7 protein-coding genes are annotated in these 16014 nt (G+C 44.1%); 4 read left to right on the top strand and 3 right to left on the bottom strand.

Annotation, left to right across the window (positions count from 1 at the left end):
• The first annotated feature begins 219 nt into the window (after window positions 1–219).
• Both H8698_RS06930 and H8698_RS06925 read left to right on the top strand, forming a co-directional pair.
• The gene (locus H8698_RS06930; protein WP_249311862.1) at window positions 220–447 is read left to right on the top strand and encodes a transposon-encoded TnpW family protein; all 228 of its coding nucleotides are present in this window, start codon (window positions 220–222) and stop codon (window positions 445–447) included.
• Window positions 448–2148, top strand: a complete 1701-nt coding sequence (locus H8698_RS06925) for a recombinase family protein (RefSeq protein ID WP_346726832.1) — start codon at window positions 448–450, stop codon at window positions 2146–2148.
• On the opposite strand, the gene H8698_RS06920 is transcribed toward H8698_RS06925, so the two are convergent.
• Both H8698_RS06920 and H8698_RS06915 read right to left on the bottom strand, forming a co-directional pair.
• On the bottom strand, window positions 2137–6153 hold the full coding sequence (locus H8698_RS06920) for an SGNH/GDSL hydrolase family protein (RefSeq protein ID WP_249311861.1): 4017 nt from the start codon (window positions 6151–6153) through the stop codon (window positions 2137–2139). The genes H8698_RS06925 and H8698_RS06920 overlap by 12 nt on opposite strands.
• A gap of 179 nt (window positions 6154–6332) precedes the next feature.
• Window positions 6333–10337, bottom strand: coding sequence for an SGNH/GDSL hydrolase family protein (locus H8698_RS06915; RefSeq protein WP_249311860.1), 4005 nt, complete (start codon window positions 10335–10337; stop codon window positions 6333–6335).
• Window positions 10338–10594: 257 nt separating this feature from the next.
• Between H8698_RS06915 and dprA the strand changes: the two genes are divergently transcribed.
• Window positions 10595–11755, top strand: a complete 1161-nt coding sequence (gene dprA, locus H8698_RS06910; protein ID WP_249311859.1) for a DNA-processing protein DprA — start codon at window positions 10595–10597, stop codon at window positions 11753–11755.
• A gap of 21 nt (window positions 11756–11776) precedes the next feature.
• A complete protein-coding gene (gene topA, locus H8698_RS06905; RefSeq protein WP_249311858.1) occupies window positions 11777–13849 on the top strand; it encodes a type I DNA topoisomerase in 2073 nt (690 codons plus the stop codon).
• A gap of 42 nt (window positions 13850–13891) precedes the next feature.
• On the opposite strand, the gene H8698_RS06900 is transcribed toward topA, so the two are convergent.
• Window positions 13892–15865, bottom strand: a complete 1974-nt coding sequence (locus H8698_RS06900; RefSeq protein ID WP_249311857.1) for an alpha-amylase family protein — start codon at window positions 15863–15865, stop codon at window positions 13892–13894.
• Between the last annotated feature and the right edge of the window lie 149 nt (window positions 15866–16014).

Genomic DNA, 16014 nt, shown 5'->3' with positions numbered 1-16014 from the left:
ATAGATTTCATCTGGATAATGAGTAGAGGAACACCAAAAAGGGTTTGGGAATATCCCCAAAATTAAATCAATTTTATGCAAGTGTGGCTACACTTGCTGTGCTTGCTGTTCTTCAAAAACAGCAAGCAAGGTGGAAATTGCCTTTTCGTGATTGGGTACTCAATCGCTGTGCTTGCTCCTCTATAAAATTTAGTTTTTACGGGAAAGGACGGGATAAGATTGGATAAGAAAAATCAAGAAGACAGGTATGTTTCAATATACAAAATCGGTGGTACAACATACGAAGTTGAAACATCATTTTCAGGCACGGAAACACTAAACAATAAAATAATTCGGTTAATGCTTTCTGAAAAAATACAATCAAAAGGAGCTGACAATTCGGGAAAGGCGCGGTATAATTCAAATATACACTCTGTTTTGTCGGACAACAAAAAGGAGGAATGTTAAATGAATAAGTCCGACACAATGACTGCTTTATATTGCAGGCTTTCACAAGAGGACGCTTTGGACGGCGACAGCAATAGTATCATAAACCAAAAAGCAATTTTAAGCAAATACGCAAAAGATAATCAATATCCAAATCCACAATTCTATATCGATGACGGTTGGAGCGGAACAAATTTTGAAAGACCTTCTTTCAAGGAAATGATAAAGGATATTGAGGACGGAAAGGTTAAAACTGTCATTGTAAAGGATATGTCAAGGCTTGGTCGTGATTATCTGAAAGTAGGCTACTTTTCGGAAATATTTTTCCCTGATAATGACGTCCGTTTAATCGCAATCAATGACGGTGTTGACAGCTTCAAAGGTGATAATGATTTTACCCCGTTCAGAAATCTGTTTAATGATTTTTACGCAAAAGACACATCTAAGAAAATCCGTGCAGTGTTCAAGGCAAAGGGACAAGCCGGTGAACATTTGGGTGAACCGCCTTATGGCTATATGAAAAATCCCGATAATAAAAAGCAATGGATTATTGACGAGCCTGCGGCGGAAGTCGTGAGAAAAATTTATGATTTATGTATTGACGGAAAAGGTCCTACGCAGATTGCAAAGATTTTAAGAAAGGAAAAAGTGCTGACGGTAAAATCATATTATGCGCAAATGAAAGGTAAATCTTTGCCGGAAGAACCATATCGTTGGAGTGAGCAATCTGTTGCACATATTTTAGAGAAAATGGATTACATAGGCTGTACGGTGAATTTCAAAACTTATACAAAGTCATATAAACTGAAAAAACGTCTTGAAAATTCCAAAGAGAATTGGGCAATTTTCTACGGTACACAAGAACCGATTATTTCAAAGGAACAATGGGAACGGGTACAGGAATTAAGGCAAAACAAGCGGCGTAATACAAAAACAAATAAGCAAGGATTGTTTTCGGGATTGATATTCTGCGCTGACTGCGGAAGTAAACTTCATTTTGCAACCTGCAAAAGATTTGACAGCGCACAAGACCACTACCGTTGTTCGCAGTACAAAGGTAATACAGGAAGCTGTTCCGTCCATTTTATCCGTGAAGAAACTTTGAAGAAAATCGTACTAAATCAAATTTTTCAAATTACGGCAATGATGTACGACAATGCGGACGAGTTTTTTAATCTTGTGGCAAGGCAGCAGTTAGACGAGCAGGAAAAAGAAATACAATCAAAGAAAAAGCAAATATCAAAAATCCAAAAACGAATTACAGAGCTTGATAAAATATTCAAACGAATTTATGAGGACGATATAACAGGCGCAATCTCACACGAACGGTTTTTGAAATTGTCTGCTGAATATGAAACCGAACAAAAAGACTTACAAAAACAGGCAGATGAATTTCAACAGAAAACAGCGGAGTTTGACAGACAGCAAACCGACTTTAATCAATTCAGACAGATAGTACGAAAGTATGTAGGCATAACGGAATTAACGCCGACGATTGTCAATGAGTTTGTCAAGAAAATTATCGTCCACGCTCCCGATAAATCAAGCGGACATAGAGTACAGAAGATACAGATTGTTTTTAACTTTATCGGTGAATTTATCCCGCAGGACGAATTTATCCCCGATAAAAAGAAAGTTCCGCAGGAATATCATCCTGCGGATATTACTTCCTTATTACCCTCTGCATTTCCGGCGGGGTGTTTTTTTATTTTAATAATCTAATGTTGTTCCTGTAATGATGTTATAAATTAATACCTGATTGCCGGTGCTGTTGGGATGTTTTTGGTCAGAAACAACAATTTTTGCTGTATGTTTTCCCTTTGAACCAAGATTAAAGTTGTTATATCCTAACACAAGCTGGTTTGAAGTGATATTGTTATAATAGGTTTCACCGGAACCAACCTTAACGCCGTCAATATAAACGTCATACCTTCCGCCAACAATATTCAGACCGTGTTCAACGGCGAATACATTGCCTTCAAATTCAAACTCGAAAGAGTCACCAGGTGTTACAGACTTCACAAATTGTTTTGGGTCGGTGCCGCCGGTTGTCCACTTGCTGTCTTCAGCAAAAGTTGCTGTTTGTGAGGTTGTGAAACTGGTGTTCACACCGGTGCTTTCAGGAACAAGTTTATCTGCGCGGTCAAGGGGCTTTTGATAATAGCGTCCTGTTTCTAAGCATTTTTTAATTTCATTAAAATACACTGCATATCCTAAATCTGACGGGTGAACGCTGTCCTTTAAATAGCCGGCCTCTTTTGCATTTGCACCGTTTAATTCACGCTTGAGCGCATCTTTCAAGCTGATTTGCGGTATGCCATAGAATTCCGCCACCTGTTCATGGTAAGCTGTTGGGGTAGTGTAAGTTTCATTCGTTGTATAAAGGAACACGATATACGGAACTTTTTCTAAAGCTAACAGGCTTCTCACGATGCCTTCCATATATCTTCTGGTATCGTTTCCACTGTCGTTTACTGCAAATTCAACAAACACAATGTCAGGATCTTTTGAAACTACGTCGCGGTTTAAGCGGAGCAGGCCATACTGCGACGGTGTGCCGCCAACACCCATGTTGTGCCAGGTTACATCTCTGTCTGCTGTTTTAAAGGTGCTTTCAAACCATTTGCCAGTCAGCGCTGCATAGCAAGTTTCCTTTGAATTTGAAGAACCGGTTCCCTGGGTAATGGAACCGCCTAAAAATACGACGTTCACATGGTCATCGCCTTTAAAGGGATCGTTGTTGGCGTTCATAAAGGTCACTTCCTGCACATCTGCCACAGGTTTCAGGTTTTCGTCCCACAAGAGGAGTTTTACCGTAACGGCGTTAGATAGCACAGAGATATTTGAACCAAATATTTTTTCGCCGTCTGTGAAGTTTACCGGCTCTGAGTTGATTGCAACAAGCTTGCCGTTTGTGTCATACTGCGCAATATATGCGGTGTAGGTGCCTTCAATTCCCGCGGAGCTGATGCTAACCTGCCAGTCGACAGATTTCTGATCGTCGCCAACATAAATTGAGGTGTCTAATGCCATTACCACTTTTCCTGCAAATGTGCCGGTTGCGCTGTGGCCTGCATTGCCATTTACATCAATGGGGATAACTTCAAACTCAAGAGTTTTACCAAACAAATCGTTCGAAGCTTTAATGGTTGCTTTTCCTGCTTCATCGGCCTTTGCCGCTGCGATGAACGAGCGGGAATCGCCATTAACCGCATAGATTTTGATAATGGACTGGCCGCCGGCCTCTTGTGTATCTTTTCCGCTTACCATTTCAAAATCCCATGTAACGGTGATGAAGTCAGACGTTGTAAGATTTGTTTTATCGCTGGTAACTGTTACATTGGATGCTTTAAACTCAGCTTCTTTTTCATCAACAGGAGGCGTAACGGAGCTTTCCTGTTCCACAATGGAAATGTTCGCCAGGCTGAAGTTCGCCGACTCGTCTGTATCAATTGAGAATTCCGGCATGCGGTAGTGGCTGCCTTCGTAATTACATTCATACTCAAATTCATATTTTGTCCAGGTGCTTTCCAATGCCAAATTTGAAGTAAACGTTGCGTCGTTTGTGCTTACCCAGCTTTCACCGTTATAATATTCATAGTTCCACGCGGTGGGGGCTGCCTGGTCTTCGTAGCCGTTTACAGACTTCATTCTACCGAAATAGTCGTCTTTTACAATTTTTTCATTGGCGTTTGTTAGATTCAATGTAGAAGATTCGTGGCTGTTGCCCATAGAACCGGAGAACAGCATGAACGGAACATCACCCGTTTCACCTGTTTTTTCACCGTAGCCAACACCTAAATAATCTGCACTTCCGGGAGTGTTAATTGTTTTTGTTCCGCCGCCGTTCTTCACCGTAATGGTGGTTTCCTCTCCGTTACGTTCGTCCCCGATAATGGAACGGTCCATCACAGGAAGCAGATTTTTGCCGACTGCCGCGTCGTTGTCAGCTTTTGCCCAGAACGAAACGGTATATTTTTTCTTGTTGTCAATTTCAACTTCCTGGTGCATTTTGCCGTCAGCTTCTGTCAGCTTTAAAACATTTTCGTTGGCCAAGCCGGAGGCTTCAGCAAAGGAGCTGTCGGCTGTAATGGTGCCGTCGCCTAAAGCAGACGGGGTAAAGGTATCTGCGCCGGCTTTATAAAAATCGCTTCCGGAGCTTGCTTTTCTTCCGTCATAATGTGAAAAGCAGGCAGTGGAATCAGATGCGGCTGCAACTGACATGTCGCCGTTATACACAATGTTTGTGGGTTCCACTTTAAAATCATCAAGATAAACAACAAAGTCGTTTGCCTTGCATTTCACAGTTTCACCCTGCGCATTTTCATATGAAAAATAAATTGTTTCTCCGTTGTCGGGGTCGGTAACGGCAACATCATTTTTTGGCAGTTTAAATCTTAAATCAAATGTAGTATTCCATTCATTTTCAGAAGACCGGGAAAGAGACTCGTTTAACGTTTCGCGGTAATAGATTTCATAATACTTCCAATCTGTGTCATATTCAATATCCAAGCTTAAATTCGGCCATTTATCTTTCCGGCGCTCTAAGCGCTGTTCAGAAGTCCTCTCCTGAATAATCCACATGGAGCCTTTGGGATTTGCTTTAGCAAATTCCACAACCGCTTCCGATGTTTTAGCCCAAAAGCTGATTTTATAGGTGCGGTTATACCAAAGCTTTTTACTGTTGTCAGAAATTTTAGTATTTAAATCCATCAAACCGTCTTTTGAGCCGCCATATACCATCATAAGTGATTTTGTGGAATCCGGCAAAGCATCGGGCGTATCATCTACAAATTTTACAGAAGCGGCACTTTGGGCTGCGTAGGTAACGCCGTCGCCGCTGCCGGACAGAGTTCCTTGCTCAAAATCGTTGTCCCAGAAAGCCAGTTCTTGGGGTTCCGGCTCCGGCTCTGTGTCGTTGGAATGAGCAGCGGGCTGCAGGCATGCATTGTCTATGGCATATTCAATCCAATAGTCTTTTGACGTTACCGTAGATGATACCGTCACCTCTTTACGGGAATCCTGAAATTCCTGTGTGAAATCGGAAGCGGTGGCAATGGTATGGGCAGCAGAACCAAACCGGAAAAAGAGTTTCATATTGGCCAGCTCGTTGGGTTTTAAATAGCGGCCGCCACTTAAAGCACGCGGCAATGTAAACGTTGTTTTCATTGTGGCCCATTCGCCGGAAATTGTTCCGTCAGGGTTTTTGTCAAAAATTGTGTCACCTTTTACAGAAAAATTAATGTAATATGATCCCGTGTTCTTTTCATCTGTGGTGCACGCTGCGTCTGCGTATGTAGTTGCGCCCTCTGTCATGATAAATACATTAACATTTGGCTGAACTGCATAGTTTTGCGCAGACAAGAGTTTTATGTCCAGTGAAAGCGCATATTCTTTTTCGGGTATCAGTTTCACGCCGGAAATGCCGTCGTTTGAAATGCCCTGGTTGCCGGATTTAACCTCAATATGTGATGCAACTGCACCTTTTGAGCCGTTGGCACCTGGGGTGTAATATGCAGAGTTTACGCCTGCGGTTTGAAATGTTCCATTAGATACATTATCAAGCTTCATATCTGCATAGCTGAAGTCATTCTCATTTTCAAATGAGAAGAAGAATGCCTCATCTTCTTTCAAATATGAAGAGGCATTTGCCGCTTGAACCGTGACAGCGCTGAGCGTGCTCATCAAAAGTGCAAGCGAAAGAATGAGTGAAAAGATCTTTTTCATATACATTTTCTCCTTGTAAATTTTATATTACAATATTATTATATCATATTCAACAAAATCTTCAACACAAATATTGCAAATTATGTGCATATTTTGTGATGAATATTGCGTTATTGTATAAGAAAATCCCCGCAGGATTTATATCTTGCGGGGATTGTTTTTATTATTTTACTATTTTACTATTCTTGTACCCATGAACCGGTCATGATGGTAAAGAAGCGGTTTTGAATGTTACCGCCGGACGAGTTCGGACCGGGAACCATTTTCAGTTCAACCGTATGCTCGCCGTAATCTAAATCGAATAGTGCGGAGTTATCCTTGCACACCCTTTGATAACCGGTTTGACCATTGTAGTGTACGTCAAAGGTCTTTACCAGATTGCCGTCGACACGAACCTCAATGTTTCCGGCGTCGTTGTGCAAACCATATTCAAAGGCAAAAATATCGCCTGTGAAATTAATCGTCATCGTGTCGCCTACGGTTGTGGAATGTACGTAGTTACTTCCGGTGCTCCAGTTGCCATTCAGTTTTACAACGCTGCTGTCTGTGGCGGAAATAAAGTTCACTTCTGCAATAGTGCCGCTGTTTTCCATGAGTTTGTCACTGCGAACTACCGGCCGGTGATAATATCTGCCGCTTTCAATGCAGCGAATCACTTCGTCGACAATGATTTGATATCCGGCGGCGTTGGGATGTGTGCCGTCAGAGAAGAAGTCAGAGGCAGGTTTTCCTGTTTCTGCAAGTACTGCTTTGTAAGCTTCTAAATCGTCAATTAACGGCAGATTATAGAAGTCAGCCACCTGATTGCCGTAACCATTTGATTGGGTAAGGTTTTGGTTTGTGCTGCGCGTAAAGATGATATAAGGTGGATTATCCATTTCCATCAAAGTGCGAACAACACTTTCCATGTTTCTTCTTGTGTCGCGGCTGCCGTCATTTATGGTATGGCTGAAGAACACAACGTCGGGCTCTAACGCAACTACATCGCGCAAAACTCTCACTAAGCTATATTCAGTTGTAGTTCCGCCAACACCTTTATTCGTGCACGTTACTTTTACATTGTCTGTCGCATATGTTTGCTCAAACCACTTACTAACTTTGGTAACCCATTTGTTTTCTTCTGAACCTGCACCTGCGCCTGCGTAAAGCGAGTCGCCTAAGAATACAACGTTAATTTGGTCGTCGCCGGCAAAGGGGTCTTTGTTCACCGGCATCAGTTCAACCGTTTTTACGCTGGCCAACGGTGTGAACGTGTCGCTCCAAACCATCAACTTCACTTTCACTGCACTGTCCAACACGTTAATGTTAGAACCAAAGGTCTTTTCACCGTCTGTGTAAGAAATGGGTTCTAAGTCAATTTTCACAAGTTTATTGTTTGCGTCGTATTGCGCAATATAGGCAGAAGCCGCACCGGTTTCTGCTGCTGTTACGTTCACTGACCAATTGACAGATGTTTTGTTTAAATTAATGGCCAGGTCAGAGGTCATGGCAAGTGTGATTTTGCCGCTAAATAAGGCAGTGGCGCTGTGACCGCAGTTGCCGTTTTTATCTACGGGAATTACTTCAAATTCTAAGTTCTTGCCGAACAAATCCTGTGTTGCTTTAATGTCTGCCCTGCCGGCTGCATCTGCTCTTGCAGCTGCAACAAAGTAGCGGTTTGCACCGTCGTTAGCGTAAATTTTGATAAAAGATTTTCCATCTGCTTCTTGAGTATCTTTGCCGCTTTCCATTTCAAAATCCCACGATACGTTGATAGAATCGGAGGTGGTAAGAGATTCTTTGCTGCTGGTAGCAGAAACGTTTGAAGCTTTAAATTCGGAAGGTGTATCTGCCGGAGGCGGGGTTACAGGTTCTTCTCCAGATTCCTGTTCCACAATGGAAATGTTCGCCAGGCTGAAGTTAACGGCCTCGTCCGTATCAATGGAGAATTCCGGCATACGGTAATGGTCTCCTTCGTAATTGCATTCATAGTCGAACGTATATTCTTTCCAGCCTTCTGTTAAAGCCAGGTTAGAGGAAAACTCATCCTGGTTGTTTGTGCTTACCCAGCTTTCACCGTTGTAATATTCATAGTTCCAAGCTGTGGCAGGGGCTGCTTTTAATCTGGTAAAGTAGTCGTCTTTTACAATTTTTTCACCGGCCGCAGTCAGATTTAAAGTAGTAGAACTATGGCTGTTGCCCATAGGCCCCGAGAACAACATGAATGGAACATCGCCTGTTTCGCCGGTTGTGTTGCCATAGCCCATACCAAGATTATAGTCAGGGTTTGTAGGGTCGTTAATGCTAACCTTTGCGCTGTTATCTTTCGGTGTGATTTCAATTGTCGTGTCGTCGCGCATATCTCCAATGATGGAACGGTCCATCACAGGAAGCAAATTTTTACCAACAGCTGCACCATCGTCAGCTTTCGCCCAGAACGAAACGGTATATTTCTTCTTGTTGTCAATTTCAACTTCCTGGTGCATTTTATCGTCTGCTTCTGTCAGCTTTAAAACGTTCTCGTTGGCAATGCCGGAAACTTCGGCAAAGGTGTTGTCGGCTGTAATGGTGCCGTCACCCAAAACAGCGGGCGAGAAAGTGTCGCTTCCGGCCAGGTAGTAGTCCTGACCGTTATTTTTAGTTCTGCCGTCATAGTGAAGGAAAGGAATTGTGGAATCAGCGGCTTCAGCAATTGCCATGTCGCCGTTATACACAATGTTCGTGGGCTCCACTTTAAAATCGTCTAAATAAATTTCGAAATTCTTGGCTTTTTCCGTTACCGATTCGCCGGCCAATGTTTTATATGTATATGTTTTATCTCCATCTGCGTCCGTCGCGGGTGAGTCGCTTCTGTTACCGGGAAGTTTAAATCTGAAATCGAAAATGGTTGTCCAGCCGTCATTTTCAGATGACCGGGAAAGGGATTCATTCAGGGTTTCACGGTAGTAGATTTCATAATATTTCCAATTTGTATCATATTCTACTTTCAGCTCCATGTTGGGCCATTTGTCCTTCCGGCGTTCTAAGCGCTGTTCAGAGGTACGTTCCTGAATAAAGTGCATGGATTTTCCGGTGTTTTTTGCGTAATCTACAACAGCCTGAGAAGTTTTTGCCCAAAAGCTGACTTTATAGGTTCTGTTATACCAAAGCTTTTTGCTGTTGTCGCCGGTTTTGATTTTAAGGTCTAAAAGGCCGTCAGCGGAGTCTTTATAAACTGCTTTAAGAGCCTTGGTAGAATCCGGCAACTCCTCCGGTGTGTCGTCAGTAAACTCTGGAGTGTAGCTCATGGCTTCGTATAAAAGGCCGTCTTCGCCTGTGCCTAATTTTCCGCTCTCAAAGTCCTGATCCCAAAACGCCAGCTCCCGGGGTTCTGGCTCGGGTTCGGGATCAACAGATTCAGAGGTGTAAGCTGCGGGAAGCAGGCAAATGTCGTCTAACGCATACTCAATCCAGTAGTTTTTTCTAACTTCGTTTGGCCTTACCGTAACATCTTCACGTGTGGCCTGAAATTCAGGTGTAAAGTCAGATGCGGTGGCAATGGAATGTTCCGACGAGCCAAACCGAGCAAAAATCTGAAAATTGGAAAGTTCCCCGGCTTTTACAAAACGGTTGCTGCTAAACTGCGTGGGCACTGTGAAAGTGGCTTTTAAGGTCGACCACTCGTCAGAAATGGTGCCGTCGCTGTTTTTGGTAAACACCGAATCGCCCTTCACTTTAAAAACAGAGTAGTAAGAGCCTGTTGAGGACTCGCCTTCGGTGCATGCCGCATTGCTGTATGTTTTGGTGTTTTGCGTCATAATAAAGAAATTGACGTTGGGGCATACAGCATAGTTATAAGCTGACAACAGCTTAATGTTCATGGAGATTTCATAATCTTTTCCAGGAATCAGCTTGATGTTGTTAACCCCCGAGTTTTGAATTCCCTGGTTCCCCTCTTTTACCTCTGTGTGCACGGCAACCGCGCCGGCAGAGCCGTTGGCTCCGGGGGTAAAATATGTAGCTGCACCTGCTGTTTGAAACGTGCCGTCTGATCCATTGTCAAACTGCATGTCGGGTTCGTCTAAATCGCTCTTGTTCTCAAATGAGAAAAAGAACGCTTCTTCTTCTTTGAAATAAGAAGACGCATCTGCCGCGTGCACAGTGATGGCGCTGAATGAACTCATCAATAGCGCAAGCGAAAGAATGAGTGAAAAGGTCTTTTTCATAAACTTTCTCTCCTTGTAAATTTTAGTATACATTCTTATTATACCATATTTCACAAATTCTTCAACACATATATTGCAAATTATGTGCAAATTTTGCAACAATTATTGCACTTTTTGTAAAAAGCTTCCTTAATTGACACAATTTTATATGAAATAATCATGAATATTTTGCTCTCTGTTAAAAAAATACTTTACAATGGCCCAATTTTGTAGTAATTTAATATAGAAAGAATTTTTTTTAAAATGGGGTGGCTGATTTGGCAGAGTTAGATTTTTGGCTGTGGCTGTCTTTAAAAGAAAATTTGGGACACAATAAAATCACCCATCTTTTAGAAATTTTTGAATCTCCTGAACAAATTTTTAAAGCCGCAAAAAAGAAGCTGGCTGAGGCTGCCGGGTTAAGCAGTGACGAGGTTCATATTTTGTCTGATAAGGATTTAACGTCCTGCGCCCGGGTGAAAGAACAGTGCCGAAAACTTGGAATTCGGATTTTGACCTATGACAGTCCGTTCTATCCGGACAAGCTCCGGCACATTCCAGACCCGCCCTACGTGTTATATGTTTTAAGCCGCAAGCGGATTAATTTAAACGACCGGCCCTGCATTGCCATGGTTGGAAACAGGCTGATGACGGAGTATGGCAGATGTGCAGCAATGGATATTGCTAAGGGGCTGGCTGCGGCCGGCGTTGTTGTCGTCAGCGGAATGGCCCGCGGCATTGACGGCGCTTCCCACTCCGGCGCGCTTTCTGCCGGCGGCATAACAGTAGCGGTTTTGGGCTGTGGCTTGAATATTGCATATCCTCCCGAGCATTCGGAGATGATGGAGGCAATTAGCATAAACGGCATGGTTCTTTCAGAATATCCGCCGGGCACGCCGCCGCTTCCTCAAAATTTTCCTGCAAGGAACAGAATAATCAGCGGCATCTCAGACGGCGTGGTGGTTGTAGAAGCGCCGGAAAAGAGCGGCGCGCTGATAACGGCAAATTATGCGCTTCAGCAGGGAAGGGACGTGTTTGCAGTTCCCGGCGACATTACCCGCGGACACAGCAGGGGAACCAACAGTCTGATTCGTCAGGGCGCTGTTTTGGTTGCATCTGCAATAGATGTTTTAAGCGAGTATGAGGATGTGTACATAAATACATTAAAACAATGCATAAATAATTCAGAGGAAGAATATAAAGAGGAAAAGGAGCCGGACAGCGCAGCTTTTGCGCCGCTTACTGACGCAAGGTACGACGGTCTGTCCGAAACCGCAAAAAATATATTGACGCGCCTGTCGCTTGACCCCGTGCATTTTGACAATTTACTGAATGCAACGTCGCTGTCTGCGGATGAGCTTTCCTCAGAACTTACGATGCTGGAAATCGGAGGATTTGTAAAAACGCTTCCGGGGAAGAACTTTATTTTAAACGTCTGATACAAAAAGAGGAGGCCTAAAATGGCAAACAATTTGGTGATTGTGGAGTCGCCTGCCAAGGCGAAAACAATTAAACAATATTTAGGAAAATCATATAATGTGGTAGCTTCCATGGGACATATCAGGGATTTGCCCAAAAGTCAAATGGGGGTAGATTTAGAACATCATTTTGAACCGAAATACATTACAATCCGCGGCAAGGGCGAGCTTTTGTCAAAGCTGAAAAAAGAGGCAAAAAACGCAAAGAAAATTTATCTTGCAACTGACCCCGACCGTGAGGGCGAAGCAATTTCATGGCACTTGGCAAAGCTTTTAAATATAGATGAAACATCTAACTGCAGAATTACGTTTAACGAAATTACAAAAAATGCAGTGCAGACAGCCATTAAAGAACCGCGCCCCATTGATTTGGATTTGGTGAACGCCCAGCAGGCCAGAAGAGTGTTAGACCGGATTGTGGGCTATCAAATCAGCCCGATTCTGTGGCGCAAGGTGAAAAAAGGCCTAAGCGCCGGGCGGGTGCAGTCTGTTGCCACCAGGCTGATTGTTGACCGTGAGCGGGAAATTGAAAATTTTATTCCCGAAGAATATTGGACGGTAGACGCAAAACTCAAAACCCAGGCAGGAGAAGAGTTTGAAGCGTCGCTAAACAGCTGCGACGGTAAAAAGATCAAACCGGAAAAAGAGCCGGAAGTGAAAGCAATTTTAGACGAGCTGGCACAGCAGGAATTTGTAGTGGACAATGTGAAAAAAGGCGAGAAAAAGCGTAATCCCGCTCCGCCGTTTACCACCAGCACTCTGCAGCAGGAGGCGTCGAGAAAGTTAAACTTTACGGTGAAAAGAACCATGATGGCCGCCCAGAAGCTATATGAAGGCGCGGCGGTGGAGGGCCACGGCACCGTGGGTTTAATCACCTACATGAGAACCGATTCGTTAAGGCTTTCAAACGACGCTATAGCAGACGCGCGGGAGGAAATTAAAACAAAATATGGCGACGCACTGCTTCCGGGAAAGCCAAATGTGTATAAAACAAAAAACAGCGCCCAAGATGCGCACGAGGCAATCCGCCCCACCTATGCGTCGATTAAGCCTGCCGATTTAAAAGAATCGCTTCCCGCAGATATGTATAAGCTTTATAAGCTGATTTGGGAACGGTTTATTGCCTGCCAAATGAAGCCGGCGGTTTATGAAACGGTAAACGCCGATATTAAAGCCGGCAGGTTTGGTTTTAAGGCCAGCGGCTCAAAGCTGGTTTTTAAAGGATATATGAGCGTATATGTGGAGGGACGCGACGACGATAAAACAGAAAAGGACAAGGTGCTTCCGCCCCTTTCAAAAGATGAAATTTTAAAGCTGTTAAAGCTTTTGCCCAACCAGCATTTCACCCAGCCGCCTCAAAGGTTTACGGAGGCAACGTTGATTAAAATGCTGGAGGAAAAGGGCATTGGCCGTCCCAGCACCTACGCACCGACCATCACCACAATTACAGCGCGGGGATATGTCACGCGTGAGAAAAAGCAGCTGCTTCCAACAGAACTGGGTTCGGTTGTTACCGACATTATGACGGAGCATTTTCCGAACATTGTAGGCATTGCATTTACCGCAGATATGGAAAAGGATTTGGACGAAATTGAAGAGGGCGAAATCGACTGGGTAAAAATCGTAGAAGATTTTTACGGCCCCTTTGAAAAGACATTGAAAACGGCAGATGAGAAAATCGGCAAGGTGAAAATTGAGGACGAGAAGTCTGACGTTATCTGCGAAAAGTGCGGTCGAACCATGGTGTATAAAATGGGCAGGTTTGGAAAGTTTTTAGCGTGCCCAGGCTTTCCGGAGTGCCGGAATGCCAAGCCCATTGTGAAAGAAACCGGGGCAGACTGCCCCAAATGCGGCAAAAAGATTTTGGAAAAGAAATCGAAAACAGGCAAAACCTATTTTGGGTGCGAGGACAACCCAAAATGTGATTTTATGACGTGGGATATGCCCGTGGCAGGTGAAAAGTGCCCGAAATGCGGCGGCCTGCTGCTTTCTAAAAAAGGCAAAAAGAAACAAATTGTCTGTGCAAATCCCGACTGCGGTTATACAAAAGAATAAAGAAAAAGGCTGTACAGTAACGCTGTACAGCCTTTTAAAGTTTTAATAGTTAAGCACGGTGATTTGTGCACATTCGATTTTCGGAACAGTAAAGGAAACATATCCTTCTTTTTGGGTAAACGGAATTTCTTCCATTGACGGCGCCAAATAAACCTTTTTAATTTCTTTTTCCGTTTTAATTTTTACATCTATGTCGAATACCGGCACAATGTCTTCAATAATTTCAACACCGCTTCCACGTTTTACAGGAATGGCGTAAAGGGTGTGGCAAACCAGTCTGCTGCTTTCAGCCTGGTCCATCAGCGTGACAACGCCCTGGGCCGGGAGGCTGGTTTCAAGGGTTTTTCTTTCAGCAAGCAGTTTGTCTAATGTGTGCATTACAACACGCTTTGCAATAAGCGAACCCCGGGTTGCATATTCGGTGAAAATTTCCCACCCGATGTATGCGCCGTCCTTGCCTTCCGTTATGCCGGCACCGCCGTAAACGCCGGAAGAGGGGGCGTGTCTGTGAGAGCAAAAATGCTCTGCCGTTCTGTTAAAGTAGGGGTCACGGCGGGAGGCAAGCTCTTCGCCTGTGGTTTCGCATTTATAGCCCTGCGCATAGATGATGTAGTCAGAAATGTCCATATCGGGAATGTCAAAACCGGGACGCAGATAGTCCGGGCAAAATTCATTTTTGCCAACAAATTTTGCACCCAGGTCGAAAGCAAAACTGTCGTTTTCTTTTTTCAAACCAGCCGTGCCGGTGGCTAAAATTTTGCCGCCGTTATCTAAAAACGACTGTATTTTCTTTTGAAATCCCTCATCTAACCGAACGGCATCCGGCAAAATCAGCACGCTGTATTTGTTAAAGTCCGATTCAAAATCCACCACGTCGAACAGATAGTGGCCCTCCAGCAGCATGCGCACAGCGCCTGCCGTTGCACCGGAAACCCTTGCGCTGTCTGATGTTTTATAATAAGTCGCGGCAGCCTCGGTAGAAAACAGGGCAATGTCGGTTTTTGCCGTAACATGATCCAGCCACGGCTCTTTTTCTTCTAACTCTTTATAGGCTGCGCCAATGAGGTTATAGGTGGCCATGTCCATTTCACCGTTGGGGGCTAACTGGTCTCCCACAGAGGATTTTGCGCCGTTGGCCGCGGCTAAGGCCGCCTCGTAGCGCAGTGCATTTTTGTGTTTAAATCCGCCGAACTCACCCCACGATTCGTGAAACTTTCCTGTCATACCCAAAAATTCTTTCCCCAGCCCTTGTGCGTAGCGCGCAGACAGCGGAAAATGGTCGTAGCCCCAGCCGCCGGTGGGCAGGCTTTCCAGTTCTAAATGGGTGTTAAAGTCCGCCAAGTCGCGCCTGCCGTTTACAATGTGGCCGCCGTTATGGAAAACAGGCAGGCCGGGTTTTACAGAATCGATGGTTTCGCGCACACTGCGGCAATAGTTTGCATAAACCCGCTCTGCCAGGTCTAACGCATCGGCTTCGTTTGCAGGGTCTTTGCCCTCAGCAATGAGCTGAGCAACACAAGCGGGACAGTAGCATTTTCTCACCGACATAATATCTAAAAAGATGCCGTCGGCGTCGTAACGTTCACACACCTCTTTAATCTGCGCCAGAAGATAGGGTAAATAAGGCGTGTTTAAACAAAACATATGATATCTGGGAATTGAAAAGTCTGGCATCAATATGTTGCCGTTTTCGTCCCGGTAGTGGGCCAGCCATTCGGGATGTTCCTTTGCAGCTTTTTCGTCGTAACCCGCGCTGATGTAAACAGGCGTTTTCACGCCAATTTCGTGGGCCGCCTCAATCTGCTCTTTTAGTAAATCGAAAGAAAGGCCGGGGTGCATTTCGTTGGCGTCGGACGGATGGTAAGCCCAGCCGTGATGACACTTTGAAAACACGGTGATGGAATTCACGTGTCCGGCTTTTAAAGCTTCCTGAAACTGTTTTTTCGAAAAACGCGAGCCAATGTCGTCAATTTTTTCTGAAGTATGAAAGTCTAAATGTACCTGTCTGAAATTCATTTTTCCGCTCCTTTATTTTCTTAAAAATTTAGGTTAAATAGATTATATACCACGTTGATTTTAAAGTCAACAATATTCATTGACAATCCAATATAAAATAATGCTTGACAGGAAACGAATTTTCAGATAAGGTATAAATAATATCAGGC

The organism is Congzhengia minquanensis (assembly GCF_014384785.1).
Taxonomy (GTDB): Bacteria; Bacillota; Clostridia; order UBA1381; family UBA9506; genus Congzhengia; species Congzhengia minquanensis.
The sequence above is the reverse complement of the archived record's forward strand: the minus strand, read 5'-3'. Positions and strand labels throughout refer to the sequence as shown.

Bases quoted from the DNA above. Each gene is read 5' to 3' on its own strand.
- topA (WP_249311858.1), top strand. From the start codon at position 11,777: ATGGCAAACAATTTGGTGATTGTGGAGTCGCCTGCCAAGGCGAAAACA.
- H8698_RS06925 (WP_346726832.1), top strand. From the start codon at position 448: ATGAATAAGTCCGACACAATGACTGCTTTATATTGCAGGCTTTCACAA.
- H8698_RS06920 (WP_249311861.1), bottom strand. From the start codon at position 6,153: ATGAAAAAGATCTTTTCACTCATTCTTTCGCTTGCACTTTTGATGAGC.
- H8698_RS06900 (WP_249311857.1), bottom strand. From the start codon at position 15,865: ATGAATTTCAGACAGGTACATTTAGACTTTCATACTTCAGAAAAAATT.
- H8698_RS06915 (WP_249311860.1), bottom strand. From the start codon at position 10,337: ATGAAAAAGACCTTTTCACTCATTCTTTCGCTTGCGCTATTGATGAGT.